General features: G+C 66.3%; 25 protein-coding genes. 13 read left to right on the forward strand and 12 right to left on the reverse strand.

Translation table 11 applies throughout. The features are described from left to right. Window positions 1-2: 2 nt before the first annotated feature. Window positions 3-425, reverse strand: a complete 423-nt coding sequence (locus ACXPWS_RS02680) for a hypothetical protein (protein ID WP_458710956.1) — start codon at window positions 423-425, stop codon at window positions 3-5. A 283-nt stretch (window positions 426-708) separates the two neighbouring features. On the opposite strand from ACXPWS_RS02680, the gene kstR2 reads away from it, so the two are divergent. Both kstR2 and fadA6 read left to right on the forward strand, forming a co-directional pair. Next, window positions 709-1,323, forward strand: coding sequence for a TetR family transcriptional regulator KstR2 (gene kstR2 / locus ACXPWS_RS02685; protein ID WP_458710957.1), 615 nt, complete (start codon window positions 709-711; stop codon window positions 1,321-1,323). Next, window positions 1,316-2,464: a steroid 3-ketoacyl-CoA thiolase FadA6 gene (gene fadA6, locus ACXPWS_RS02690; protein ID WP_458710958.1), complete on the forward strand. Its 1,149-nt coding sequence runs from the start codon at window positions 1,316-1,318 to the stop codon at window positions 2,462-2,464. Before kstR2 ends, fadA6 begins: the two co-directional genes overlap by 8 nt. Window positions 2,465-2,660: 196 nt before the next feature. Here the strand turns inward: fadA6 and ACXPWS_RS02695 are convergent, their stop codons facing one another. After that, a complete protein-coding gene (locus tag ACXPWS_RS02695; protein ID WP_458710959.1) occupies window positions 2,661-3,773 on the reverse strand; it encodes an NDMA-dependent alcohol dehydrogenase in 1,113 nt (370 codons plus the stop codon). An 87-nt stretch (window positions 3,774-3,860) separates the two neighbouring features. Between ACXPWS_RS02695 and ACXPWS_RS02700 the strand changes: the two genes are divergently transcribed. Then, entirely contained in the window at window positions 3,861-4,847 is a 987-nt protein-coding gene (locus tag ACXPWS_RS02700; RefSeq protein ID WP_458710960.1) for a cation diffusion facilitator family transporter, read from the forward strand. Between the two features lie 13 nt (window positions 4,848-4,860). Here ACXPWS_RS02700 and ipdC read toward each other — a convergent pair whose 3' ends face one another. From ipdC to echA20, 4 genes are read right to left on the reverse strand one after another with little or no spacing between them, the layout of a single operon-like run. Then, window positions 4,861-5,934: a (3aS,4S,5R,7aS)-5-hydroxy-7a-methyl-1-oxo-octahydro-1H-indene-4-carboxyl-CoA dehydrogenase gene (gene ipdC, locus ACXPWS_RS02705; protein ID WP_458710961.1), complete on the reverse strand. Its 1,074-nt coding sequence runs from the start codon at window positions 5,932-5,934 to the stop codon at window positions 4,861-4,863. Between the two features lie 2 nt (window positions 5,935-5,936). Next, window positions 5,937-6,683, reverse strand: a complete 747-nt coding sequence (gene ipdB / locus ACXPWS_RS02710) for a cholesterol ring-cleaving hydrolase subunit IpdB (RefSeq protein ID WP_458710962.1) — start codon at window positions 6,681-6,683, stop codon at window positions 5,937-5,939. Continuing rightward, on the reverse strand, window positions 6,683-7,561 hold the full coding sequence (locus tag ACXPWS_RS02715) for a CoA transferase subunit A (RefSeq protein ID WP_458710963.1): 879 nt from the start codon (window positions 7,559-7,561) through the stop codon (window positions 6,683-6,685). The genes ipdB and ACXPWS_RS02715 overlap by 1 nt, the downstream gene beginning before the upstream one ends. Continuing rightward, window positions 7,558-8,313, reverse strand: coding sequence for a (7aS)-7a-methyl-1,5-dioxo-2,3,5,6,7,7a-hexahydro-1H-indene-carboxyl-CoA hydrolase (gene echA20, locus ACXPWS_RS02720; RefSeq protein WP_458710964.1), 756 nt, complete (start codon window positions 8,311-8,313; stop codon window positions 7,558-7,560). Before echA20 ends, ACXPWS_RS02715 begins: the two co-directional genes overlap by 4 nt. Before the next feature lie 58 nt (window positions 8,314-8,371). On the opposite strand from echA20, the gene ACXPWS_RS02725 reads away from it, so the two are divergent. Then, on the forward strand, window positions 8,372-9,145 hold the full coding sequence (locus tag ACXPWS_RS02725; protein ID WP_458710965.1) for an SDR family oxidoreductase: 774 nt from the start codon (window positions 8,372-8,374) through the stop codon (window positions 9,143-9,145). Between the two features lie 14 nt (window positions 9,146-9,159). After that, entirely contained in the window at window positions 9,160-10,065 is a 906-nt protein-coding gene (locus ACXPWS_RS02730; protein ID WP_458710966.1) for an SDR family oxidoreductase, read from the forward strand. Between the two features lie 3 nt (window positions 10,066-10,068). Here the strand turns inward: ACXPWS_RS02730 and ACXPWS_RS02735 are convergent, their stop codons facing one another. From ACXPWS_RS02735 to ACXPWS_RS02750, 4 genes are all read right to left on the reverse strand, one after another. Continuing rightward, window positions 10,069-11,298 (reverse strand): histidine phosphatase family protein, encoded by a 1,230-nt coding sequence (locus ACXPWS_RS02735; protein WP_458710967.1) that lies wholly within the window; start codon window positions 11,296-11,298, stop codon window positions 10,069-10,071. Window positions 11,299-11,408: 110 nt separating this feature from the next. Continuing rightward, window positions 11,409-11,888 carry a nitroreductase family deazaflavin-dependent oxidoreductase gene (locus ACXPWS_RS02740; protein WP_458710968.1) on the reverse strand — a complete coding sequence of 160 codons (480 nt, stop codon included), beginning with the start codon at window positions 11,886-11,888 and terminating at the stop codon, window positions 11,409-11,411. A 9-nt stretch (window positions 11,889-11,897) separates the two neighbouring features. Further along, window positions 11,898-12,272, reverse strand: a complete 375-nt coding sequence (locus tag ACXPWS_RS02745) for a nuclear transport factor 2-like protein (protein ID WP_458710969.1) — start codon at window positions 12,270-12,272, stop codon at window positions 11,898-11,900. 5 nt (window positions 12,273-12,277) lie between these two features. After that, window positions 12,278-13,441 (reverse strand): steroid 3-ketoacyl-CoA thiolase, encoded by a 1,164-nt coding sequence (locus tag ACXPWS_RS02750; protein WP_458710970.1) that lies wholly within the window; start codon window positions 13,439-13,441, stop codon window positions 12,278-12,280. Between the two features lie 122 nt (window positions 13,442-13,563). Between ACXPWS_RS02750 and ACXPWS_RS02755 the strand changes: the two genes are divergently transcribed. The 8 genes from ACXPWS_RS02755 (at window position 13,564) to ACXPWS_RS02790 (ending at window position 21,482) form a co-directional block, all read left to right on the forward strand. Beyond that, window positions 13,564-14,814 (forward strand): cytochrome P450, encoded by a 1,251-nt coding sequence (locus tag ACXPWS_RS02755; protein WP_458710971.1) that lies wholly within the window; start codon window positions 13,564-13,566, stop codon window positions 14,812-14,814. A 19-nt stretch (window positions 14,815-14,833) separates the two neighbouring features. Continuing rightward, entirely contained in the window at window positions 14,834-15,838 is a 1,005-nt protein-coding gene (locus ACXPWS_RS02760) for an acyl-CoA dehydrogenase family protein (RefSeq protein ID WP_458710972.1), read from the forward strand. A gap of 32 nt (window positions 15,839-15,870) precedes the next feature. Further along, window positions 15,871-17,034 carry an acyl-CoA dehydrogenase FadE29 gene (gene fadE29 / locus ACXPWS_RS02765; RefSeq protein WP_458710973.1) on the forward strand — a complete coding sequence of 388 codons (1,164 nt, stop codon included), beginning with the start codon at window positions 15,871-15,873 and terminating at the stop codon, window positions 17,032-17,034. Beyond that, on the forward strand, window positions 17,031-18,002 hold the full coding sequence (locus ACXPWS_RS02770; RefSeq protein WP_458710974.1) for a bifunctional MaoC family dehydratase N-terminal/OB-fold nucleic acid binding domain-containing protein: 972 nt from the start codon (window positions 17,031-17,033) through the stop codon (window positions 18,000-18,002). Before fadE29 ends, ACXPWS_RS02770 begins: the two co-directional genes overlap by 4 nt. A 2-nt stretch (window positions 18,003-18,004) precedes the next feature. Then, on the forward strand, window positions 18,005-18,394 hold the full coding sequence (locus ACXPWS_RS02775; protein WP_458713388.1) for a MaoC family dehydratase: 390 nt from the start codon (window positions 18,005-18,007) through the stop codon (window positions 18,392-18,394). 2 nt (window positions 18,395-18,396) lie between these two features. Beyond that, entirely contained in the window at window positions 18,397-19,551 is a 1,155-nt protein-coding gene (locus ACXPWS_RS02780) for a lipid-transfer protein (RefSeq protein WP_458713389.1), read from the forward strand. 89 nt (window positions 19,552-19,640) lie between these two features. Beyond that, window positions 19,641-20,738 carry a hypothetical protein gene (locus tag ACXPWS_RS02785; protein ID WP_458710975.1) on the forward strand — a complete coding sequence of 366 codons (1,098 nt, stop codon included), beginning with the start codon at window positions 19,641-19,643 and terminating at the stop codon, window positions 20,736-20,738. 6 nt (window positions 20,739-20,744) lie between these two features. Next, window positions 20,745-21,482, forward strand: a complete 738-nt coding sequence (locus tag ACXPWS_RS02790; protein ID WP_458710976.1) for a hypothetical protein — start codon at window positions 20,745-20,747, stop codon at window positions 21,480-21,482. Window positions 21,483-21,497: 15 nt separating this feature from the next. Here ACXPWS_RS02790 and ACXPWS_RS02795 read toward each other — a convergent pair whose 3' ends face one another. After that, window positions 21,498-22,358, reverse strand: coding sequence for a MaoC family dehydratase (locus ACXPWS_RS02795; RefSeq protein WP_458710977.1), 861 nt, complete (start codon window positions 22,356-22,358; stop codon window positions 21,498-21,500). Then, window positions 22,358-24,073, reverse strand: a complete 1,716-nt coding sequence (gene kstD, locus ACXPWS_RS02800; protein ID WP_458710978.1) for a 3-oxosteroid 1-dehydrogenase — start codon at window positions 24,071-24,073, stop codon at window positions 22,358-22,360. The genes ACXPWS_RS02795 and kstD overlap by 1 nt, the downstream gene beginning before the upstream one ends. Between the last annotated feature and the right edge of the window lie 16 nt (window positions 24,074-24,089).

Raw genomic sequence — 24,089 nt, forward strand, 5'->3', positions numbered from 1 at the left:
TGTCATCTACTGTGTCGGCCGTGGTCTCGATGAGTTGATGCCCAGTGTCGGCTTCCGTAGTAACCACAAAAGTAGGCAAATGCGAAGACGCCCACAGTGACGAGGGCGGCAAGAATGAGCTGAAGGCGTTGTCCTGATGCGATTCCCGCATCGAGTGTTGCGTCCCGATAGCCGAAGATCGCACCTATGAGGATGATGACGACGGGTGCCCCGGCAGCCAACCACGGATTGCCCTCTCCGGTGGCGTAGGACAGGACGCTGAACATGACAATGATCAGGGCCACCAGGGCTCTCCACCAGGACTTCGCGGCCGTGACAGCTGCGCCATATCGCTGCGGACGGTCGCTGTAGAACGAAGCGCGACGGCCTTTGATTTCGAGGAAAGGCGTGTACGCGTAAGCGATGAAGAGCGCGGCGGCGAGCACGAACGCTGCCGCCCCGATCCCTGACTGCCACCCTTGTGGCTGCGCGAGGAAGTACGCGGATACACCACTGATCAGCGTGCCCGTCCAGAAGATCGTGGTCCCGACTTTTGGTTATCGCGGGGAGCCATAGCCATGGCCACAAGCCCGACCAGCGCCGACACGAAGATCACGTCATTCATCGCTTGTAAGTGAGCATCATTGCAACCAAGCGTAAGCCGGGTCCTTACCGGTGCCGTGCACCACATATTCGACCTAGCAAGCGCTTGGTTGCTATGCTGCGTTGATGGCGACGGAACTGCCCAGTCAGCCGGCGAGCAGGCGTGACGAGCTCCTCGAGCTTGCCGCCACCATGTTCGCCGAGCGTGGCCTGAAAGCCACCACGGTCCGGGATATCGCCGACTCCGCCGGCATCCTGTCCGGCAGTCTCTACCACCATTTCAAGTCCAAGGAACAGATGGTCGAAGAGGTCCTGCGGGACTTCCTGGACTGGCTGTTCGGCAAGTATGAACAGATTGCGGCCACCGAGGCCAGTCCGCTGGAGCGTCTCAAGGGCCTGTTCCTGACTTCGTTCGAGGCGATCGAGCACCGGCACGCGCAGGTGGTGATCTACCAGGACGAGGCGAAGCGGCTGTCGGCGCTGCCGCAATTCGCCTTCGTGGACAAACGCAATCGCGAACAGCGCAAGATGTGGTTGGACCTGCTGAACCAGGGCATCGCCGACGGGTCGTTGCGACCCGACCTCGACGTCGATCTGGTCTACCGCTTCATCCGCGACACCACCTGGGTCTCGGTCCGCTGGTACCAACCCGGCGGCCCGCTCACGGCCGAGGAGGTCGGCCGGCAATACCTCGCCATCGTTCTCGGCGGCATAACCAAAGAAGGAGATCAAAATGGGTGAGGCGTACGTCATTGATGCCGTTCGCACCGCGGTCGGCAAGCGCGGAGGCTCGCTGTCCGGTGTGCACCCGGTCGACCTGGGCGCCGCCGCATGGCGAGGGTTGTTCGAGCGCACCGATCTGGACCCGAGTGCGGTGGACGATGTGATCGCCGGCTGCGTCGATGCGATCGGAGGCCAGGCAGGCAACATCGCCCGGCTGTCCTGGCTGGCCGCCGGCTATCCCGAAGAGGTGCCCGGTGTCACCGTGGACCGCCAATGCGGATCGTCGCAGCAGGCCATTTCGTTTGGTGCACAAGCGATCATGTCCGGCACAGCAGATGTGATCGTGGCCGGCGGCATGCAGAACATGAGCCAGATCCCGATCAGCTCGGCGATGATCGTCGGCGAACAGTTCGGCTTCACCTCGCCGACCAACGAGTCCAAGAGCTGGCTGCACCGCTACGGCGACCAGGAGGTCTCCCAGTTCCGGGGCTCCGAGCTGATCGCCGAAAAGTGGAACCTCTCCCGTGAGGACATGGAGCAGTTCGCGCTCACCAGTCACCAGCGCGCGCAAGAGGCGATCAGGGCCGGCCACTTCGAGAAGGAGATCATCGCCGTCGACGGATTCCGCACCGACGAAGGCCCGCGGGACACCTCGCTGGAGAAGATGGCCGGGCTGAAGACCCTCGTCGAGGGCGGCCGCCTCACCGCCGCGATGGCCAGCCAGATCTCCGACGGTGCCAGCGCGGTGCTGCTCGCCTCGGAGAGCGCGGTCAAGACGCACGGCCTCACGCCGCGTGCACGCATCCACCATGTCAGCGCGCGCGGCGCCGACCCGGTGTACATGCTCACCGGCCCGATCCCGGCCACCCACTACGCGCTGGAGAAAACCGGTCTGTCCATCGACGACATCGACACCGTCGAGATCAACGAGGCCTTCGCGCCCGTGGTCCAGGCCTGGCTCAAGGAGACCGGAGCCGACCCGGCCAAGGTGAACCCGAACGGCGGCGCCATCGCGCTCGGACATCCGCTCGGTGCCACCGGCGCCAAGCTGTTCGCCACCATGCTGAACACGTTGGAGCGCACCGGCGGCCGTTACGGTCTTCAGACCATGTGCGAGGGCGGCGGCACCGCCAACGTCACCATCATCGAACGGCTCTGACCGCCGGCGATGGCCGCCATCTGTACCGGAGATGACGGCCATCGAAGACAGTCGTTGGACGTCCTGCCCGGCGACTGGTGTCCTGGACGAATGAAGACAGCGTTCGTCCGGGTCGCCGGAATCGTCGTGCTCGCCGTCGTCACCGGCGCGGCCTGCGTCCTGGAGGCGGTGGCCGCCTGGCCGCTGCGGTGAAACGTCAGTGGTCGTGGATGATCACTCCGCGGAAATTGCGGCCGCTGAGCATGTCGTCGAACGCCTCGTTGATGTCGTTGAGTTTGTATTCGGCGGTCACGGTTTCATCGAGTAGCAGCTGCCCCTGCCGGTACAGGCTGAGCAGCCGCGGGATATCGGCGCGCGGGTTGGCTTCGCCGTAAAGGCTGCCCAGTAACCGCTTTTGGAACAAGGTGAACATCGCCATCGGCAGCACCGGAGTGATATCGGTGGCCGCGGCGATACCGGTGAGCACGACGGCGCCGCCCTTGCGAATCAGGTCGAGCGCCTGGCCGATCATCGGGCCTTCGACCAGACCCACGGTGAGGATCGCCGAGTCCGCCATCACCCCGTGGGTGAGGTCGGCGACCAGTGCGGTGGCTTCGGCCATCGACGTGGCGAAGTGGGTGGCGCCGAAGACGGCGACCTTGTCGCGTTTTTCCTCCACGATATCGACGGCGATGATCCGTTCCGCGCCGGCCAGCCGGGCGCCCTGGATGGCTCCGCTTCCGACGCCGCCGCAGCCGATCACCACGACGGTGTCGCCCGGACGCACGTCGGCGGTGTTGACCGCCGAACCCCATCCGGTGGTGATCCCGCAGCCGATGAGGCAGGCGCGGGACAGCGGCAGGTCGTCGTCGATCTTGACCAGCGACGCCTCGGACACGACTCCGTACTGCGCGAAGGTGCCCAGCAGCAGCGCGACGCTGACGTCCTGATCGCCGATATGGCGGCGGTACGTCCCGTCCAGTTGCGTCCCGCTGAGCAGCATGGCACCGAGATCGCAGAGATTCTGATGGCCGCTGGCGCACCACCGGCACCTTCCACACGCAGGCAGGAACGAGGCGACGACATGGTCGCCGGGTTTGAGGTCTCGTACCCCCGGCCCGATCTCCTGGACGATCCCGGCACCCTCATGTCCGCCGATCACCGGGAACGGTGCGGGGAAGTCGCCGGTGCGGGGGTGGTGATCGGAATGACAGAGGCCGGTGGCTTCGAAGGACACCAGCACTTCATGGTCTTGCGGTGGATCGAGGTCGACCTCCTCGACGCTCCAATCGCCATGGACGTTCCAGAGCACGGCCGCTGCCATCTTCATGATGTCTCCTCACGAGTGACGCCAGTGTAGGAACGCCGCGGCGCGCGCAGGACAGGTTTGCCGATTCCGGCGGAGCTAGGGTTGGGCATGGCCGATTCCGGGGAGGATTCCGCGCAGAACGAGAGCCTGCTGACGGTCGTGGTCGCGCTGGGCGCCAATGTGCTTATCGCCGTTGCCAAAACGATCGTCGCAGGTCTGACGGGATCGGCGTCGATGCTGGCCGAGGCGGCACATTCGTGGGCCGACACCGGCAACGAGGTGTTCCTGCTGATCGGCACCCGCAGGTCGATGAAGCCCGCGGATGCCGATCACCGACTGGGGTATGGACGGGCCGGTTACATCTGGTCGATGTTCGCCGCCTTCGGCCTGTTCACCGTCGGCGCCGCGGTGTCGATCTGGCACGGTGTGCAGTCGCTGGGTGGCGCTTCAGAAGGCGGCGAGGCGACGTCCTACGGCTGGGCGTATGCGGTGCTCGGGGTGTCCTTCCTGCTGGAAGGCACATCGTTCGCGCAAGCGTTGCAGCAGACCAGATCCGGGGCGGCGCAGCGCCGGATCCATCCGCTGCGCTATGTGCGGGTGATGTCCAACCCGATGCTGCGCTCGGTGTTCGCCGAGGACCTGTCCGCGCTGGTCGGCATCGTCATCGCCGCGGCCGGCATCCTGGCGCACCAGCTCACCGGCAATGCCGTCTGGGATGCCATCGGTTCCATCCTGGTCGGTGTCCTGCTCGGTGGTGTCGCGTTGTTCCTCATCGGCCGCAACATGGACTTCCTGACCGGTGAGGCGGTCACGCCGCTGGCGCGCAACATGGTGCTGCAGGGCCTGCTCGAACACACGGATGTCGAGCGGGTCAGTTACCTGCACATGGAATGGGTTGGCGCCGATCGCATCTACCTCGTCGCCGCGGTCGACCTCGTCGGTGACGCGGCCGAATCCAACGTCGCCACCCGGCTCAATGACATCGCCGACGAGTTGCAGTCAAGGCCCACCATCGTGCGGGCGGTACTGACGCTCACCCGCCCGGGTGACCGTACCGAGCTGCGGCCGAGCGAGCTTCCGGACTGGTACCGCTGATGGCTCCGGGGTTTCAGGCCCGGATGTAGGACGTTGCCGCCCGCAGATGTTCGACCGCCTCGGCGACGATTCCCGGGACCAGTTCAGCGCAGGACGGCAGGTCCTCCAGAATGCCGGCGACCTGGCCCGAGGCCAGCACCCCGGCCTCGGTGTTGCCCTCGACCAGGCCGGCCTTGAGCAGCATCGGGGTATTGGCGGCCATCACCACCTGGGACCAGGTCAGGTCCTTGCCGTGCCGCATGGCCAGACCGTCGGTGATCATCGACTTCCAGGTCATGCCCGACATTTTCTTGAACTTCTGGGCATTGCCCACCGCGGCGGCCAGGCCCCTTACCGGGGAACCATTTTCGAGTTTCTCGACCAGCCCGGTCCGCAACACCCGGTGCGGCATGCCGTCGACCCGGGTGGAGACGACAGTGCCGTCCAGCGCGGCGTCCAGATAGCGGCGCTTGACGGCGTCGGGCACCGTCGAGTCCGAGGTCAGCAGGAACCGGGTGCCCATCGCGACCCCGGCCGCTCCGTAGGACAGCGCGGCGGCCAGGCCGCGGCCGTCGAAGAAGCCGCCCGCGGCGATCACCGGCATGCCGGTGTCCTTGACCGCGTCGAGCACCGAGGGCAGCAGCAGCGTGGTGGCGATCGGGCCGGTGTGGCCGCCGCCCTCTCCGCCTTGCACGATCACCGCGTCGGCGCCCCAGCCGGCCACCTTCTTGGCGTGCTTTGCCAGACCGACCGACGGAATGACCACCACGCCTGCCTCTTTGAGCCTGGCGATCAGGTCGGGCTTGGGTGCTAGAGCGAAGGAGGCAACTTTGACTCCTTCGCGGATCAGGAGGTCGACGCGGTCATTCGCGTCGCCGGCGTCGGCACGGATGTTGATGCCGAACGGTTTGTCGGTGGCCGCTTTGACCTTGGCGACGGCGGTGGTGAGTTCTTCCAGCGTCATCGTCGCCGACGCCAGGATGCCAAGGCCGCCCGCGTTGGAGGTGGCCGCGACCAGTCGGGCGCCGGCCACCCAGCCCATCCCGGTCTGCACGACGGGGTGCTCGATGCCGACCAGTTCGGTCAGCGGGGTCTTGAGTGTGGCCATGACTAGACCTTGACTTCCTTGTCGCGCAGTGACTTCGGGTCGATGACCTCACGCAGCAGCTTCTGCTCGTCTGCGGTGGGCACCCGGGTGCTGGCGGCCTCGGACAGGCCGTGCACCTCGAAGGAGGTGTTCTCGGCGACCTGATCGGCCTCGACCCCGGGGTGCAGCGAGACCGCACGGAACTGGTGATCCGGGCCGTTGAAATCGAAGACACCGAGGTTGGTCACCACCCGGAAGATGTTGGCGAAACGGAACGCGGGATTGTCCGGATCGACCTTGTCCCAGCCGATCCCGGACACGATGTCGACCGAGTCGGTGAACACCCGCTTGGAGTGGTTACCCACGAAATAACTGGTGGCATGGTTGATGCTGTTGCCGGGTGCGCCGCGCACACCGAACATCTGCCGGGTGGGGTGCTGGATGGGCCCGAACGCGGAGAGGTTCTGGTTGCCGTAGCGGTCGATCTGGTTGGCGCCCATCACGACATGGCGCTTTCCCCAGGACAGGGTCTCGAAGACCCGGTTGAACGGCATCCAGCCCTCGATCGCCGCGGGCGCCCCGATGGCCGGCGTGTCGGCGATGATGCGGGCTTCCCCGTCGGTCAGCACGATGTCGGGGGAGAAGGTCAGTCGAGCCAGGCGAGCCCCGATCTGGACGATCGTGGTCATCGGCGAGACCATGATCTCGCCTGCGTCACGGAACAATTCGGCGCACGCGACGGCGCACACCTCGGCACGGGTCACCGACATCACTTGGCTCCTTCCTTCTGCGCTTCGGCGAACTTGCGCACCGCGGCCTGGTAGTCGGCCTCGCTGCCGGACAGATACGTCTTCACGAACTCGGCCCAGGTCTCATCGGATCCCGCAGCCTCGGCGTAGTGCCGCTGGAACTTCTCGTCGCGCTTGTAATCGGGTTCGTTGGTGGTGAAATGCGCACCGTTGGGCGCCTCCACGACGGTGTCGACCATCATCCGGTTGATCAGCAACTGCTGCGGCACCACCGAACTCACCAACTCCTCGGTGGACACCACCTTCTCCACGCTCAGGAAGCGCTTCTGCGCCGACATCAGGAACAGATCGTCGAAGTACGGGTCGATCCCGGTGTAGGCCGCATTGCCGCGGGCATCGCCGAGATTCAGGTGCACGAACGCGGCGTCCAGGTTCAGCGCCGGCATCGCGATCAGCTCGTCGTCCCCGTAAGGGGATTTGACGGTCTTGAGTTCGTCACCCCAGAACGTGCGGACGTCGCTGCCCAGTCCGGCCCGGATCGGCAGGAACGGCAGCCGTTGTGCTGCGGCCTGCAGGCCGCAGCGCAGCATGCCCTCGTCCATCTCGCGGGCCTCGATGGCTCCGCTGGTGCGGGCTTTGGCGAACCACGGATCGTAGAACGGCGGCGAGTCCAGCGAGACGAAGCCGTAGTAGACGCGCTTGACCTTGTCGGCTGAGCACAGCAGGCCCAGATCGGGACCGCCGTAGGTGACCACGGTCAGATCCTTGACATCGGTACGCAGCAGCGCGCGGATGAAGGCCATCGGTTTGCGACGCGAACCCCAGCCGCCGATGCCGATGGTCATCCCGCTCTCGATGGACGAGACGGCCTCGTCCAGGGTTGTTCTCTTATCCGTCATTTGGACCCCTTGTCGGTGCCGGCGAACGCGTCGCGGTGCTCATCGGATACACCCGCGAGGTTGAGCTCGAAGGTGAAGCCCTGCTCCATCCGGTATCTCGCGGTCACCGGCTGCACGTCGATGAAGTTCAGCGCTTCCTTGGCCGCGCGGATCACCCGGGTGTCCTTGCTGGCGATATCGCGGGCCACCCGCAGGGCGGACTCGTCCAGATCGGCGCGCGGGACCACCTCGTGCACGGACCCGAAGTGGTGCAGGGTGTTTGCGTCCACGGTCGCGGCGGTGAAGAACAGTCGACGCATCAGATGCTGGGGCACCAGCCGGGACAGGTGGGTGGCCGCGCCCAGTGCGCCGCGTTCGACCTCGGGCAGGCCGAACTTGGCGTCATCGGAGGCGACGATGACGTCGGCGTTGCCGACCAGCCCGATCCCGCCGCCGACGCAGAAGCCGTTCACGGCCGCGACCACCGGAACCTCGCACTCGTACACCGCTTTGAACGCGTGGTAGCAGCCACGGTTGGCGTCGATGAGCGCGGTGAAGCCCTCGGTGTTCTGCATTTCCTTGATGTCCACGCCGGCGTTGAAGCCGCGGCCCTCGGCGCGCAGGACCACCACGTGGGTGCTCCTGTCGCGCCCGGCGGCGGTGATGGCATCGCCGAGTTCGAACCAGCCGCGGGACGGGATGGCGTTGACCGGCGGGTAGTTGACGGTGACCGAGACGATGCCCGGCTCGACTGTCTTGGTGGTGATCGTCATCAGTCACTTCCTGGAGGGGTCGCTACCTAAGCAAGCACTTGCTTGGTACGCTAGCACAGTGACTGACGCGGCTGGAATCAATCTGCAACTCGCGGGCCGGGTGGTCCTGGTGACCGGTGGCGTACGCGGGGTCGGCGCCGGTATCAGCGCGGTGTTCGCAGCTCAGGGCGCCACCGTCGTGACGTGTGCCCGGCGTCCGGTCGACGGTCTGCCCTATGAGTTCCACTCGTGCGATATCCGCGACGACGCGTCGGTGCAGGCCCTCATCGGCGCGATCGTGGCGAAGCACGGCCGGCTCGATGTGGTGGTGAACAACGCCGGCGGGTCGCCGTACGTGCTGGCCGCCGATGCCTCGGCCAAATTCAGCACCAAGATCATCGAACTCAACCTGATCGGCGCGTTGTCGGTCTCCACGCACGCCAACGCGGTCATGCAGACGCAGGACGCCGGCGGCTCCATTGTCAACATCTCCAGCGTCAGCGGGCACCGGCCCACCCCCGGCACCGCCGCCTACGGTGCCGCCAAGGCCGGCATCGACAACCTCACCTCGACGCTGGCCGTGGAATGGGCGCCCAAGGTTCGGGTGAACTCCGTGGTCGTCGGGATGGTCGAGACCGAGCAGTCCGAACTGTTCTACGGCGATGCTGATTCGATTGCCGCCATCTCACGCAACGTCCCGCTGGGCCGGCTCGCCAAGCCCGCCGATATCGGTTGGGCCACCGCATTTCTCGCCTCCGACGCGGCGTCCTATATCAGCGGTGCCGCGCTGCCGGTGCATGGTGGCGGCGAGCCGCCGCACTACCTGTCGACCACAACTGCGGACATCAAATAAAAGGAGAAACAGCAATGGGTTTGCTTGACGGCCGGGTTGTCATCGTGACGGGTGCCGGCGGTGGAATCGGACGCGCGCATGCGCTCGCCTTCGCCGCCGAAGGGGCGCGCGTGGTGGTCAACGACATCGGTGTCGGACTGGACGGTTCGCCGGCCGGCGGCGGCAGCGCCGCGCAGACCGTGGTCGACGAGATCCTCGCCGCCGGTGGGGAAGCCGTCACCAGCGGTGCCAACGTCGCGGACTGGAGCCAGGCCGAGGGGCTCATCCAGACCGCCGTCGATTCCTTCGGCGGCCTCGACGTGCTGGTGAACAACGCGGGCATCGTCCGGGACCGGATGTTCGTCAACGCCACCGAAGAAGAGTTCGACGCCGTCACCGCCGTGCATCTCAAGGGGCATTTCGCCACCATGAAACATGCCGGTGCCTACTGGCGCGCACAGTCCAAGGCCGGCAACGCTGTCGACGCCCGCATCATCAACACCAGCTCGGGCGCCGGCCTGCAGGGCAGCGTCGGACAGGCGACATACAGCGCCGCCAAGGCCGGCATCGCCGCGCTGACGCTGGTGGCCGCCGCCGAGATGGGCCGCATCGGCGTCACCGTGAACGCCATCGCGCCGTCGGCGCGCACCCGGATGACCGAAACCGTGTTCGCGGACATGATGTCCACGCAGAGCAACGATTTCGACGCGATGGCGCCGGAGAATGTCTCACCCCTGGTGGTGTGGTTGGGCAGTGTCGAGTCCAAGGATGTCACCGGCCGGGTCTTCGAGGTCGAGGGCGGCATCATCCGGGTCGCCGAGGGCTGGGCCCGTGGCGGCGAGATCGACAAGGGCGCCCGTTGGGATCCGGCCGAGCTCGGACCGGTGGTCAGCGAACTGCTCGCCAAATCACGCGTACCGTTGCCGGTGTTCGGCGCATAGGAGTCAGGCGGCGGCCTTTTCATCCTGCGCCGCAGGCTTTTCGGTGGCCTGCGGTGTCGCCGCCGGTTCCGGCTGTGCGGCGTCCGACTCGTTCTTCTCCGGCGCCGTGCTCACCGTGCCGGTCTGACCAGGTTCCACCTTGTTTCCCTTGGTCAGATCGGTTGCGCCGGAGTGCTTCTTCGGCTTGGTGAGGGTGACGGCCTTCGGTGCCTTCTTGGCCGCCGGCTCGGCCGGTTCGGCGGCCGGTGCCGGTGCGGACGCCGCCGCCAACGAGGTCGTGGTGGTAGTCGTCGCTGCTTTCGGGTGCGCCACCTTGGACACCTCCTGTGCGATGTCGCGGGCCACCGACACGGCGAACTTCACCGGCGCCTTCACCAGCGTGGTGACGCCGTCGCGAATCGCGTTGGCAATCTTGGTGATATCGCCGGTGTGCAGGGCCCGCGCGACGTTGTACACGCTGGTCTGTGGGGCGACCACGAGATCGCGGACGTTCACGAAGAGTTTGGTACCGAATGTGGCGGGGCCCACCGTACGACCGGCCCACGATTTCAGCGTCCAGCCCTTTTCGGCGCTGCCGTCGACCACCTCGACATCGGTGTTGTCCAAGGGATGGCGCAACAGCAGGCCCAGGTCGGGATTGTCGACGTTCATCAGGGTCCAGAACATGATGGTGGCGCCGTGGGAGAACACCACCGGGTTCTCGGCGCCGCTGTCCTCGATCTGCTTGAGTGCGCCGTCGACCCGCGCATCGAAGGCGTTGCCGTCGCCACCGCCCACGATGGGCACCGAGCGCAAACCCAGCGCCCAGGCCAGAGGACTGATGACGTAGCCGATGCGGCCCAGTCCGGAATCCTCGGGTTGTCCCTCGAAGGCGCCGGCGCCGATCTCGCGCAGACCGGCCAGCGCGGTCGGTGTCAGCCCGGTCGCCTCGGCGAATGGCGCGGCGGTCTGCTGGGTGCGCACCATGTTCGAGGTGTAGATGGCGTCATAGTCGATGCCGCTGGCCGCCAGCGCCGCCGCCACCGCGGCAGACTGCGCCGTGCCGGTCGCGGTGAGGTCGGGACCCGGCACCGACGTGTCGATCCGGTTGTCGAAGTTGGCCTGCGACTCGCCATGGCGGACGAACGTCACCGTCATCGCGTTGGCCGGCAGTACCGCCGTCACCAGCAGGATCACCGCGGTGAGCGCGGCCAGGACGGTCCCGAGAAGCCTTCGATGCCAACCGTTTTGCATCCGTGTCTCCATCACTGCGGAACGTGGGTTTCCACAATGTACAAGTTTCAGAATCTGTCTACTGCCGTTTTCACGCTTGCGTAAGAAATCACGGCCCGGACAGCAGATGCCTACGCGGGATCGCAGATGACGATCGGGATCTTTCGGTCGGTGTAGGACCGGTAATTCACGAAATCGGCGTACATGGCATCCAGCTTGGGCCAGTACTCGTCGCGTTCGGCATCCGTCGCGTCCCGTGCGACCAGCGCCAGCGTCGCGTGCTTGGTCTGAAACTTCACGTTCGGGTCGGCCCGCAGATTCAGGTACCACATCGGGTTCGTCGCGCGGCCGCCCTGCGAGGCGACCAGGACGATGCGCGTGCCCTCCTGCAGGAACAACAACGGACTGTCCCGCGGCTCACCGGATTTGCGGCCGGTCGTGGTGAGAATACCGACCTCGGCACCGCGCAGGAACTTGTCCCCGAGGCGGCCGTTGGTCTTCTTGAAGATCCAGGTCTGGGCGCGGGACATCCACTTGATGACCGTGCCGGTCGACGAGGCGTTGAGCCGTTCGACCTGCTTGGGGCTGAGCGGACGCGGCTGCTTGGCCATGTGGGGACCTTATCGGCTGATGAACGGTGTCAGGGTGGCGCGGATGTGGTGGATCTTGCCATCGGAGACCGGGATCAGGAAGGTCTCGTCGACATGTGAATTAACCCGCCGGCCGAACAGTCGCGGCTTGGTCAGCACGTCGAACTTCGCCCGCACGCGGTCCCCGTCGACGGTGAATTCCGGCGGCGAGGTCGCCTCGATGATCTTGAACTGCGGACCGTTGTTCAGGCTGCGGCGCAGGTGATCCCCGGAGCGCCCGGTCTTGAGACCCATCTCGATGCGGATGCAATCCGGCGCGAACGGGACCTCGTCGGCCCGGTGCGTCACGAGCGCGTCGATATAGGCCTGCGCCGCCGCGATGCGCTCGGCTTCGGCAAACGCCATCGGTGTCAGATCCGTTCGATGATGGTGCCGGTCGACAGGGCACCACCGGCGCACATGGTGATCAGCGCGGTGCTCTTGCCGGTGCGCTCCAACTCGTGCAGCGCCGTGGTGATCAGCCGCGCCCCCGTCGAACCCACCGGATGGCCCAGGGCGATCGCGCCGCCATTGACATTGACCTTGTCCAGATCGGCGTCGTGCACGCGCGCCCACGACAGCACGACCGAGGCGAACGCCTCGTTGATCTCGACCAGGTCGATATCGCCGAGCTTCATCCCGGCCTTCTCCAGCACCTTCGCGGTGGACTGCACCGGGCCGTCCAGGTGGTAGTACGTTTCGGCGCCCACGTTGGCCTGCGCGACGATCCGCGCCCGCGGCTTCAGGCCATGGGCTTTGGCCACATCGCTGTCCATCCACAGCACCGCGGCGGCGCCGTCGGAGATCTGCGAGGACGTGCCCGCGGTGTGAATACCGCCGTCGATCACCGGCTTCAGTGCGGCCAGCGCCTCCGGGGTGGTGTCGCGCAGGCCCTGGTCCCGGGTCACCAGCGCCCACTCGGCGGTCGGCTGCTTGTTCTCGTCGAGCACCGGCGCGGAAATGGCCGAGATCTCCCGGTCGAAGCGGCCCTCGGCCCAGGCCTGCTTTGCCTTGGCCTGTGAGGCGAGCCCGAACGCGTCGATGTCGGCACGGGTGATGCCGCGGCGCTTGGCAATCCGCTCGGCGGCCTCGAACTGATTGGGCATGTCGATATCCCACGACGACGCGCGGATGATGCTGCGATCCGGTCCGGCGTTGGCACCGAGGCCGACCCGGCTCATCGCCTCGATACCGCAGGCGATGCCGACGTCGATGGCGCCGGTGGCGATCAACCCGGCGATCAGATGGTTGGCCTGCTGGGCGCTGCCGCACTGGCAGTCGATGGTGGTGGCGCCGACATGCTCGGGCAGGCCGGCGGTCAGCCAACCGACGCGGGTGATGTTGTTGGACTGCTCGCCGTACTGGGTGACGCAGCCGCCGATGAGCTGCTCGACATCACCTGCGTCGATGCCGGCCTTCTCGACCACGGCCTTCTGCACGGCGCCCAGGAGCTCGGTGGCATGCAGGCCGGACAACCAGCCGTTGCGCTTGCCGATGGGACTGCGGGTGGCTTCGACGATGACAGGATTACCCATGTCGTCAGGCTAGAACACGTTTCATTACTCTGACAAGCGACGATGCCCCCGTGCCTTTCATCTGCGGTGGAGGCATGTTTTACTGACACTAGAACACGTTGCATTCTTAGGAGCGCAAAGCTATGCCATCCCTCATTCCCAGCGATTTCGATCTCCTCGACGCGACGCTCAACCTGGAGCGTCTCCCCGTCGAGGAACTCGCCGAGCTGCGTAAGTCCGAGCCCGTGCACTGGGTTGATGTGCCCGGTGGCACCGGCGGCTTCGGTGACAAAGGCTACTGGCTGGTCACCAAGCACGCCGACGTCAAAGAGGTGTCCAAGCGCAACGACCTCTTCGGCAGCTCGCCCGACGGTGCCATCCCGGTGTGGCCCCAGGAGATGACGCGCGAGGCCGTCGACCTGCAGAAGGCCGTGCTGCTCAACATGGACGCCCCGCAGCACACCCGGCTGCGCAAGATCGTCTCCCGCGGTTTCACCCCGCGGGCCATCGGCCGGCTGGAAGCCGAACTCGCCGAGCGGGCCCAGAAGATCGCCCAGACCGCGGCGGCCGAGGGTTCCGGCGATTTCGTCGAGCAGGTCTCCTGTGAGCTGCCCCTGCAGGCCATCGCCGGCCTGCTCGGCGTGCCGCAGGAGGACCGCGACAAGCTGTTCCGGTGGTCCAACGAGATGACCGCCGGTGAGGATCCCGAGTACGCCGATGTCGACCCGGCGATGTCCTCATTCGAGCTCATCACCTACGCGATGAAGATGGCCGAGGAGCGGTCCAAGAACCCGACCGAGGACATCGTCACCAAGCTCATCGAGGCCGATATCGACGGCGAGAAACTCTCCGACGACGAATTCGGCTTCTTCGTGGTGATGCTCGCGGTGGCCGGAAACGAGACCACCCGCAACTCGATCACCCACGGCATGATCGCCTTCTCCCAGCATCCCGCGCAGTGGGAGCTGTACAAGAAGGAGCGCCCCGGGACCGCCGCCGACGAGATCGTCCGCTGGGCCACACCGGTTTCGGCCTTCCAGCGCACCGCGCTGGAGGACACCGAACTGGGTGGAGCGCAGATCAAGAAGGGCGAGCGGGTGGTCATGTCCTACCGCTCCGCCAACTTCGACGACGAGGTCTTCGAGAACCCGAACGATTTCAACATCCTTCGTGATCCGAACCCGCATGTCGGCTTCGGCGGTACGGGTGCGCACTACTGCATCGGAGCCAACCTGGCCCGGATGACGATCAACCTGATCTTCAACGCGGTCGCCGACCACATGCCCGACCTGAAGCCGATCGGCGAGCCCGAACGGCTGAAGTCCGGCTGGCTCAATGGTATTAAGCATTGGCAGGTCGACTACACGGGCACCGGAACCCCGGTCGCGCAATAACAAGACGGAGGTGAGTTCGGTGGACTTCACACCGAACCCGGAGCAGCAGGCTGTCGCCGATGTGGTGACGTCCGTGCTCGATCGGGACAATAGTTGGGACGCATTGGTTTCCGGTGGCGTGGCCGCACTGGCGGCGCCGGAGCGACTCGGCGGTGACGGGCTCGGCCTTCTCGAGGTGGCCACCGCGCTGACCGAGATCGGCCGGCACGGCACCATCGGTCCGGCGTTGGCGACCCTCGGTCTCGGGCTGGTACCGCTGCTCGATCTCGCCTCGGACGAGCAGCAGGACCGCTATCTGTCCGGCGTGGCCACGGGCTCGGTGCTCTCGGCCGCGCTGAACGAGCCGGGTTCCGCGCTGCCCGAACGTCCGTCGGCGACCTTTTCCGCCGGCAAGCTCAACGGCACCAAAATCGGTGTGCCCTATGCCGAATCGGCGCAGTGGTTGCTCGTCACCGCCGACACCGCGGTGGTCGTGGTGGCCCCGACCGCGGCCGGGGTGAGCGTCACCAAGACTCCGGCCGCCAACGGCTCCGATGAGTACGTGGTGACGTTCGCCGATGTGGATGTGCCTGCGGTCGACGTCCTGGCCGACGCCACCGCCTACCGCGTCAATCAGCTGGTACTGGCCACCACCGGCGCGTTCGCCGCTGGGCTGGTGGCTGGGGCACTTCGTCTGACCGCGGACTATGTGGCCACCCGCGAGCAGTTCGGCCGGCCGCTGTCCACCTTCCAGACGGTGGCCGCGCAGTTGTCCGAGATCTATATCGCCTCGCGCACCATCGATCTGGTGTCCACCGCGGTGATCTGGCGACTGTCGGAGAACCTGGATGCCGACGAGGATCTAGCGATCCTCGGCTACTGGCTGACCTCGCAGGCCGCCCCCGCGATGCGGTTGTGCCATCACCTGCACGGTGGGATGGGGATGGACATCACCTACCCGATGGACCGCTACTACTCCTCGATCAAGGACCTGACCCGGCTGCTCGGTGGTCCATCACATCGTCTCGATCTGGTGGGAGCCTGACATGGGCGAGCGAAGCGACGGGAACTGAAAACATGTATATCGACCTGACACCCGAGCAGCGGGCACTGCAAGCCGAACTGCGGCAGTACTTTTCCACCCTCATCACCCCGGAAGAAGCCGCGGCGATGGAGACCAACCGGCACAACGAGGCCTACCGCGCGGTGATCAAGCGGATGGGAACCGACGGCAAGCTGGGCGCCGGCTGGCCCAAGGAGTACGGCGGCCTGGGGTTCGGGCCGATCGAACAGCAGATCTTCGTCAACGAAGCCAATCGTGCCGACGTGCCGCTGCCGCTGGTCACCCTGCAGACGGTGGGGCCCACCCTGCAGGTTTACGGCACCGAGGAACAGAAGAAGAAGTTTCTGCCCGGAATCCTCTCCGGAGACGTGCATTTCGCGATCGGCTACTCCGAGCCGGACGCCGGTACCGACCTCGCCTCGCTGCGCACCACGGCGGTCCGTCACGGTGACGAATACATCGTCAACGGGCAGAAGATGTGGACCACCGGCGCGCACGATGCGGACTACATCTGGCTGGCGGTGCGCACCGACCCGACCGCCGCCAAGCACAAGGGCATCTCGATCCTGATCGTCGACACCAAGGATCCTGGCTACTCGTGGACCCCGATCATCCTGTCCGACGGTGCGCATCACACCAACGCGTCCTACTACAACGACGTGCGGGTACCCACCGACATGCTGGTCGGTGAGGAGAACGGCGGCTGGAAGTTGATCACCACCCAGCTCAACCACGAGCGGGTTGGTCTCGGCCCGGCGGGCCGCGTCGCCGGTGTCTACGAGCAGGTCAAGACCTGGGCCAGCAAGCCGGGCTCGGACGGTGTCACCCCGATCGAGCACGACGACGCCAAGCGCCTGCTCGGCCAGATCAAGGCCATCTGGCGGATCAACGAACTGCTCAACTGGCAGGTCGCCGCATCGGGGGAGACCATCGCGGTCGCCGATGCCGCGGCGACGAAAGTCTTTTCCACCGAACGTATTCAAGAGGTGGGCCGGCTCGCCGAAGAGCTCGTCGGCAAGTACGGCAACCCCGCTGATCCGGAGACCGCGCACCTGCTGGACTGGCTGGACAAGATGACCAAGCGCAACTTGGTGATCACCTTCGGCGGCGGTGTCAACGAGGTGATGCGGGAGATGATCGCGGCGTCCGGGCTGAAGGTGCCGAGGGTTCCGCGGTGACACAATCGAGCGATCTGCGGGCCGGGATCGACGACATCATCGCCTCCGGTCCCGGCAAGCCGACGGTGAGCCGGGATCCGGTCAACCAGCCCATGATCCACCACTGGACCGACGCGATCGGCGATACGAATCCGATCTATGTCGATGACGAGGCCGCCCGGGCCGCCGGCCACGACGGCATCGTCGCGCCACCGGCGATGATCCAGGTCTGGACCATGATCGGGCTGGGCGGCACCCGGTCGGATGACGATCCGCTGGGGCGGGCCATGAAGCTGTTCGACGATGCCGGATATGTCGGTGTGGTCGCGACCAACTGCGACCAGACCTATCATCGTTATCTCAAGCCGGGCGAACAGGTTTCGATGAGCGCCGAGATCACCGATGTGGTCGGGCCCAAGCAGACCGCGCTGGGTGAGGGCTACTTCATCAACCAGAAGATCCGTTGGCACGTTGGCGATGAAGAGGTCGCCGACATGGACTGGCGCATCATGAAGTTCCTGCCCGCGGACCGGACGGCCACGCAGTCCGCCGCGGCCGCGGTCCCGGAGGATCTCGACCCGGACAAGCTGATGCGGCCGTCGTCGTCGCGCGACACCAAATTCTTCTGGGACGGGATCAACGCCCACGAGCTGCGGATCCAGCGCCGTCCGGACGGCACGCTGCAGCATCCGCCGGTGCCCGCGGTGTGGGCCGACAAAGACGCCCCCGCCGACTATGTCGTCTCTTCGGGTAACGGCACGGTGTTCAGCTATGTCGTGCACCATGCGCCGAAGGTGCCCGGTCGCACGCTGCCGTTCGTCATCGCGCTCGTCGAACTCGACGAGGGTGTGCGCATGCTGGGTGAACTGCGCGGTATCGATCCCGCCGACGTGAAGATCGGATTACCGGTGCAGGCAACCTATCTCGACTTCCCGGACAGCGACGTCAGTCCGGCGTGGAGCCTGTACGCGTGGGAGGTCACCAAGTGAGCGTGACCGTGGGCACCAAACTGCCCGAACTGCAGATCTACGGCGACCCGACATTCATCGTGTCGACCGCCATCGCGACCCGCGACTACCAGGACGTGCACCACGACCGGGACAAGGCGCAGGCCAAAGGTTCCAAGGACATCTTCGTCAACATCCTGACCGACACCGGTCTGGTGGGTCGATACGTGACCGACTGGGCCGGCCCGAACGCCGTCGTCAAGTCGATCAAGTTGCGTCTCGGCGTGCCGTGGTACGCCTACGACACGACTACCTTCGCAGGTGAGGTGACCGCGGTCGACGGTGACCTGGTGACGCTGAAAGTGGTGGGCAGCAACAGCCTTGGCGACCATGTCATCGCCACGTCAACCCTCGTCCTGGGAGGCGCACAGTGAGTCTGTCGGGCAGAGCCGCCATCGCCGGCATCGGCGCCACCGACTTCTCGAAGAACTCCGGCCGCAGCGAGCTGCGACTTGCGGCCGAGGCCGTACTGGACGCACTCGACGACGCCGGGCTGGCGCCGTCGGATGTGGACGGCCTGGTCACCTTCACCATGGACTCGAACCTGGAGACGGCCGTCGCGCGGTCCACCGGGATCGGCGATCTGACGTTCTTCAGCCAGATCGGCTATGGCGGCGGTGCCGCGGCGGCCACGGTCCAGCAGGCGGCGCTGGCCGTCGCGACCGGTGTCGCGGAGGTCGTCGTCGCCTACCGTGCCTTCAACGAGCGCTCGGAGTTCCGGTTCGGTCAGGTGATGAGCGGCCTGACCGTCAACGCCGACTCGCGCGGTGTCGAGTACAGCTGGTCCTACCCGCACGGGCTGAGCACCCCGGCCGCGTCGGTGGCGATGATCGCCCAGCGCTACATGCACGAATACGGTGCCACCAGTGCCGATTTCGGCGCGGTGTCGGTCGCCGACCGCAAACACGCCGCCAACAATCCGAAAGCGCACTTCTACGGCAAGCCGATCACCATCGAGGACCACCAGAACTCGCGGTGGATCGCGGAACCGCTGCGCCTGCTGGACTGCTGCCAGGAGACCGACGGCGGGGTGGCCATCGTGGTCACCACGCCCGAGCGGGCCAAGGACCTCAAGCACCGGCCGGCCATCATCGAAGCCGCCGCCCAGGGTGCCGGTACCGATCAATTCACCATGTACTCGTACTACCGCGACCAGCTCGGGCTGCCCGAGATGGGTCTGGTGGGCCGTCAGCTCTGGGAGCAGAGCGGGCTGTCGCCCGCCGATATCCAGACCGCGATCCTGTACGACCACTTCACCCCGTACACGCTGATCCAGCTGGAGGAACTCGGCTTCTGCGGTAAGGGCGAGGCCAAGGACTTCATCGCCGGCGGCGCCATCGAGCTCGGCGGGCGGCTGCCCATCAACACCCACGGCGGCCAGCTCGGTGAGGCCTACATCCACGGGATGAACGGCATCGCCGAAGGGGTGCGCCAGTTGCGTGGTACCTCGGTCAATCAGGTCGACGACGTCGAGCACGTGCTGGTGACGGCCGGCACCGGTGTGCCCACGTCCGGTTTGATCCTGGGCTGAGGCCCCGCGCAGCAGAAGTGTGCGAGGGGTAGCCCCCGGCACGGTAATCTCGACAGTGCTGTTTACATGCGCTCGAGGGGGGCCTTGGCATGGGCATACAGCCCGATATGAGCCCGTTCGGCTCGCAGACGGTGACGGGACCGGGCTGGCCGAACGTGGATGAGGATGCGCTGGGCGCTGCCGCCGCGCAGTACGAAGCGCTGGCTGCCAAGATCACCGGGACGGTGGTACCGCGGCAGCAGGGCCAGCTGATGCAGCTCGCCGACGCGTGGCAGGGCAGTTCGGCGGTGGCCGCCGCCGGTGAGGCGACCACCATCATCGGCGGTCACGAGTCCAACGGAGCCCAGGCGGCCGCCATCGCCGCCAAGCTGCGCAGCATGGAGGCCGCGGTCGTCGCCACCAAGACGCTGGTGAACACGATGGCCGAAGAGACCAACGCCGAATGTGTCGCACTGCAATCCATGCCGTACAGCAACACTCAGGAGCTCGTGCAGGCCCGCATCAAACTGGGGCTGTCGCAGAACATCGCGACCGTGACCGCCAGTGCCACCGACCTGGCCAACACCATCGGGGCCCCGTCGAGCGTTCCGCCGTCGGGTCCTCCCGCCGTCGGCCCTCAGCAGCTGGCCGGTCAGGATCCGCAGCAGGCCATGCAGATGCTCGGCCAGCTGGGGTCCATGCTCACCCAGCTGCCACAGCAGCTGGGCCAGGCGCTCGGCCAGGCACCACAGCAGATGATGCAGCCGGTGCAGCAGCTGGCCCAACCGTTGCAGCAGCTCACCTCCATGCTCGGCAAGGGCGGTTCGCCCGCCGGCGGTGGAATGGGGCCTTCACCTTTCGCGGCCTTCTCCAACCACCCACTCGCTGGTGGCTCTGGTGCCGGCGGCGGTGCCGGAATGGTGCGCGCCGCGGGGCTGCCAGGTGCCGGTGGTGGGTCACCGCAGTCGCCGCTGATGGCCAGTCTGGTCGGTAAAGCGCTGCCCGCCGCGGTGGCCCCGGCCCAGGCTGCGGCCGGAGCAGTCATCGGTGGCGTCGCGCCGGTCGCTGCAGGCGGCGGTGGGATGGGCGCCGGCGGGATGGGCATGATGGGCCAGCGCGGGGGAGATGGTGGTGGTACCAAACAGGGGCTGGCGCTGCCGCCTTCGCTGGATTACGGGGAGGACGACGATGGTGACGATGAGTGGTGATCGCAGATGACCAGTCCGCTGGAGAAACCCGAGGGGCTCAACTGGGATGCCGCTTCGGTTGAGCTGCCGCCGATGCCGGCCATCCCGCCCGGCGCCGACGCGATGAGCATGACCATCGCGTCGGTGCTGCCGACGCTGGAGGCGTCCTTGGAGGCGAACGTGAGTGCGTTGTCGACCAAAGAGAACACCTTCTCCGGGAATGTGGGTGCGGCACAGTCGGCCTATCAGAATGCCGACGAGTCCGGCAGCCAGTCCGTTGGGCAGATGACCGGCATGCTCGGCCAGATGGGGCAGATGGCGCAGGCACCGATGCAGGCGGTGAGCAGCCTGGGCGGGCAGACCGGCAGCTTCGGCTCGATGATGCAGCAGGCCATGGGAAGTGCCGGTCAGGGTGGTGGTTCCGGTTCGGGCGCGGGGGGCGGTGCCGGCGCTCTGGGGTCGCTGGGGCAGCTGGGTTCGCAGATCGCCGGCCAGGTGCCCACGGATCAGGGTCGCCCGGATGATCGCCAGGAGCAGGATCAGCGGGAGCAGCAGCAGAACGAGCGGCAAACCGAACAGGATCGGCGCCAGACCGAACAGGATCAGCGGCAGCACCAGCAGGATGCGCGGCAGGCTCAGCAGGACGCCCGCGATGCCGCTCCTTCCCACGCCGGTCCGGCGTCAGGTACCGCAGGCGCAGTACCGGTCTCGCCGCACGAGCACGCACGGCCTACCGGCGGGGACGACGCGGCCCGCCGGGCCTGATCCGGGAAGCGCGCGTCAGGCGGCGATGAACTCCACGCCGGACAGCACGACGGTGTTGTCCCGGCTCGGCGCGGTCAACTCGCCGATGAGCTTGTCGTCGTGGCGCCAGATGTTGGCCTGCAACGTCTCGCCCGGGATGACGGTCCCGGCGAACCGTGCGCCGTAGGTGCCCACCTGCGACACATCACCGTCGAAGAAGTGATCGACGATGGCCTTGCAGCCGATGCCGTAGGTGCACAGGCCGTGCAGGATCGGCCGGTCGAAGCCGGCTGCCTTGGCGAACGCCGGATCGGAATGCAGCGGATTGCGGTCGCCGCAGAGCCGGTAGAGCAGCGCCTGCTGCGGCAGCGTCGGCAGCGCGATCTGCGCATCGGGTGCCCGGTCGGGCAGCTCCACCGAGGTCGACGGCCCACGTTCGCCGCCGAATCCGCCCTCGCCGCGGGCGAAGATGGACCGCTTCGTGGTCCACAGCACGGTGCCGGATTCGTCGGTCACGGTGGACTCGCTGACGATGACGGCGGCCTTGCCCTTGTCCCAGATCTCGGTGAAGCGCTGCTTGGACCAGGCTTTGCCGCTGGTGGGGATCGGGCCCGGCACCGTCACGCCCTCACTGGCGTGCAACACCTTGGACAGTTCGATGTCGATACCGGGGAACTGCACGGTGGGCGCCTCGGTCATGTGAAAGCTCACCGCGACATTGCCGAACGTCGGCAGCACCTGGGGGGTGTTGTCGGTCAGGTAGCGCAGCTCGCGCTCGTCCATCGGGTCCGAGCCGGCACCCAGTCCCAGGTGATAGAGCTGGATATCGCTACTGGTCCAGGAGAACTCGATGGGATCGAGATCGGCAGCCAGTGCCTTTTCGACGTCGATGGGCATTAATGCACCTTTCCTGACCCTGATGTCGCCGCCGGGGCGGCTCCGGCTATGGCCAGCGCCGCGAGGTAACCGAATGTCATGGCGGGTCCGATGGTCCCGCCTGGCCCGGGATAGGTGTGACCCATCACCGGGGAGCTGACATTACCTGCGGCGTAGAGCCCTTCGATCACGGTGTTGTCGTCTCGCAGCGCGCGTCCGTCGTTGTCGGTGCGGATGCCGCCCTTGGTGCCCAGATCTCCGGGCACCATCTTCGCGGCGTAGAACGGGCCGTGCTTGATCTCGCCCAGGTTGGGATTCGGCTTGACGGTGGGATCACCGTAGTAGCGGTCATACGCGCTGTCGCCACGGTGGAAGTCCTCGTCGACACCGGACCGGGCGAAGCCGTTGAACCGGTCGACGGTGGCGGCCAGCGCCTCCGCGGACAGCCCGGTTTTCTCCGCCAGCTCGGTCAGCGTCTCGGCTTTCACCACGACGCCGGATTCCAGCCACTTCTTCGGAATGCGCTGTCCGGGTTGCAGTCCGGCGAAGATGTAACGGTCCCGATACTGCTGGTCGAAGATCAGCCAGGCGGGCACGTTCTCGCCGGGACCGTCCCCTTGCCCGTACTTGCCGCCGTACATGTGATGGCAGGCCTCGACATAGGGCATCGACTCGTTCATGAACCGCTTGGCGGACAAGTTGACGATGATCGATCCCGGGGAGTTGCGTTCGGACAGCGCGAACCACGGTGCGTCCACCAGTGGGACCGTCGGGCCCCACCACGAGTCCTCCATGAGTTCCAATGCGGCACCAAGCTTTTCGGCCGCCAAGATACCGTCGCCGGTGTTGGCCTTGGCGCCGACGGTCCACTCGGTGGTGATCGGGGCACGCTGGTACTTCACCCGCATCTGCTCGTTGTGCTCGAACCCGCCGCTACCCAGGATGACACCCTTGCGCGCCCGGATCAGCGTCGGCTCAGCGCCTTCGGGGTCGCCGGCGTTGCGCACATAGATACCGCGGACGACACCGTCCTCGACGTGCAGATCGGTCAGGGCGGTGTTCAGCAGCACCGGCACGCCGGCCTGCTGCAGGCCGATGCGCAGCGGTGCGATGAGCGCGCGGCCCATGCCGACCAGGTTTTTGCCGGTGGCGTTCGCCCACACCGAGCGCACCCCCACCTTGATACTGCGCAGCACGCCGCGGGGGTGGCGCTTGAGCTGGTTGAGCCGGACGTAGTCCTGTTGCAGCACCACCATGTTCATCGGCACCTTGCCGTAGGGCGGTTCCAAGCCCGGCTCGTCGGCGCCGAGCTTCTTGGCGTTGAACGGTTTCGGCTCGACCGAACGCCCGGTGGCCTTGCCGCCGACGGTCTCCGGGTAGTAGTCGGAGTAGCCCGGTACCCAGCACAGCTTCAGCGGTGAGTTCTTGAGCACGAAGGACAACATCTCCGGACCGCGGTCCAAATAGGTGTCGATCTTCTCCGCGGGCACTGCGTCGCCGATGATGGCGTGCAGGTATTTGCGGGCCGCATCCGCGGTGTCTTTCACCCCGTCACGCTTGAGAATTTCGTTGTTCGGAATCCAGACGCCGCCGCCGGACCGCGCAGTGGAACCACCGTAGTGCGGAGCCTTCTCAACGACTACTGTCGAGAGGCCCTGGTGAGCAGCGGTGAGGGCGGCGACCATGCCGGCAGCTCCGCTGCCGACCACCACGACGTCGTACTCCTGTCCAGTCATGTAGAACACGTTATAG

This window comes from Mycobacterium sp. BMJ-28 (genome assembly GCF_054404835.1).

Bases quoted from the DNA above. Each gene is read 5' to 3' on its own strand.
- ACXPWS_RS02735 (WP_458710967.1), bottom strand. From the start codon at position 11,298: ATGCAAAACGGTTGGCATCGAAGGCTTCTCGGGACCGTCCTGGCCGCG.
- kstD (WP_458710978.1), bottom strand. From the start codon at position 24,073: ATGACTGGACAGGAGTACGACGTCGTGGTGGTCGGCAGCGGAGCTGCC.
- ACXPWS_RS02790 (WP_458710976.1), top strand. From the start codon at position 20,745: ATGACCAGTCCGCTGGAGAAACCCGAGGGGCTCAACTGGGATGCCGCT.
- ACXPWS_RS02745 (WP_458710969.1), bottom strand. From the start codon at position 12,272: ATGGCGTTTGCCGAAGCCGAGCGCATCGCGGCGGCGCAGGCCTATATC.
- ACXPWS_RS02715 (WP_458710963.1), bottom strand. From the start codon at position 7,561: ATGACGGATAAGAGAACAACCCTGGACGAGGCCGTCTCGTCCATCGAG.
- ACXPWS_RS02730 (WP_458710966.1), top strand. From the start codon at position 9,160: ATGGGTTTGCTTGACGGCCGGGTTGTCATCGTGACGGGTGCCGGCGGT.
- echA20 (WP_458710964.1), bottom strand. From the start codon at position 8,313: ATGACGATCACCACCAAGACAGTCGAGCCGGGCATCGTCTCGGTCACC.
- ipdC (WP_458710961.1), bottom strand. From the start codon at position 5,934: ATGGCCACACTCAAGACCCCGCTGACCGAACTGGTCGGCATCGAGCAC.
- kstR2 (WP_458710957.1), top strand. From the start codon at position 709: ATGGCGACGGAACTGCCCAGTCAGCCGGCGAGCAGGCGTGACGAGCTC.
- ACXPWS_RS02750 (WP_458710970.1), bottom strand. From the start codon at position 13,441: ATGGGTAATCCTGTCATCGTCGAAGCCACCCGCAGTCCCATCGGCAAG.
- ACXPWS_RS02740 (WP_458710968.1), bottom strand. From the start codon at position 11,888: ATGGCCAAGCAGCCGCGTCCGCTCAGCCCCAAGCAGGTCGAACGGCTC.
- ACXPWS_RS02755 (WP_458710971.1), top strand. From the start codon at position 13,564: ATGCCATCCCTCATTCCCAGCGATTTCGATCTCCTCGACGCGACGCTC.
- fadE29 (WP_458710973.1), top strand. From the start codon at position 15,871: ATGTATATCGACCTGACACCCGAGCAGCGGGCACTGCAAGCCGAACTG.
- ACXPWS_RS02700 (WP_458710960.1), top strand. From the start codon at position 3,861: ATGGCCGATTCCGGGGAGGATTCCGCGCAGAACGAGAGCCTGCTGACG.
- ACXPWS_RS02695 (WP_458710959.1), bottom strand. From the start codon at position 3,773: ATGAAGATGGCAGCGGCCGTGCTCTGGAACGTCCATGGCGATTGGAGC.
- ipdB (WP_458710962.1), bottom strand. From the start codon at position 6,683: ATGTCGGTGACCCGTGCCGAGGTGTGCGCCGTCGCGTGCGCCGAATTG.
- fadA6 (WP_458710958.1), top strand. From the start codon at position 1,316: ATGGGTGAGGCGTACGTCATTGATGCCGTTCGCACCGCGGTCGGCAAG.
- ACXPWS_RS02795 (WP_458710977.1), bottom strand. From the start codon at position 22,358: ATGCCCATCGACGTCGAAAAGGCACTGGCTGCCGATCTCGATCCCATC.
- ACXPWS_RS02785 (WP_458710975.1), top strand. From the start codon at position 19,641: ATGGGCATACAGCCCGATATGAGCCCGTTCGGCTCGCAGACGGTGACG.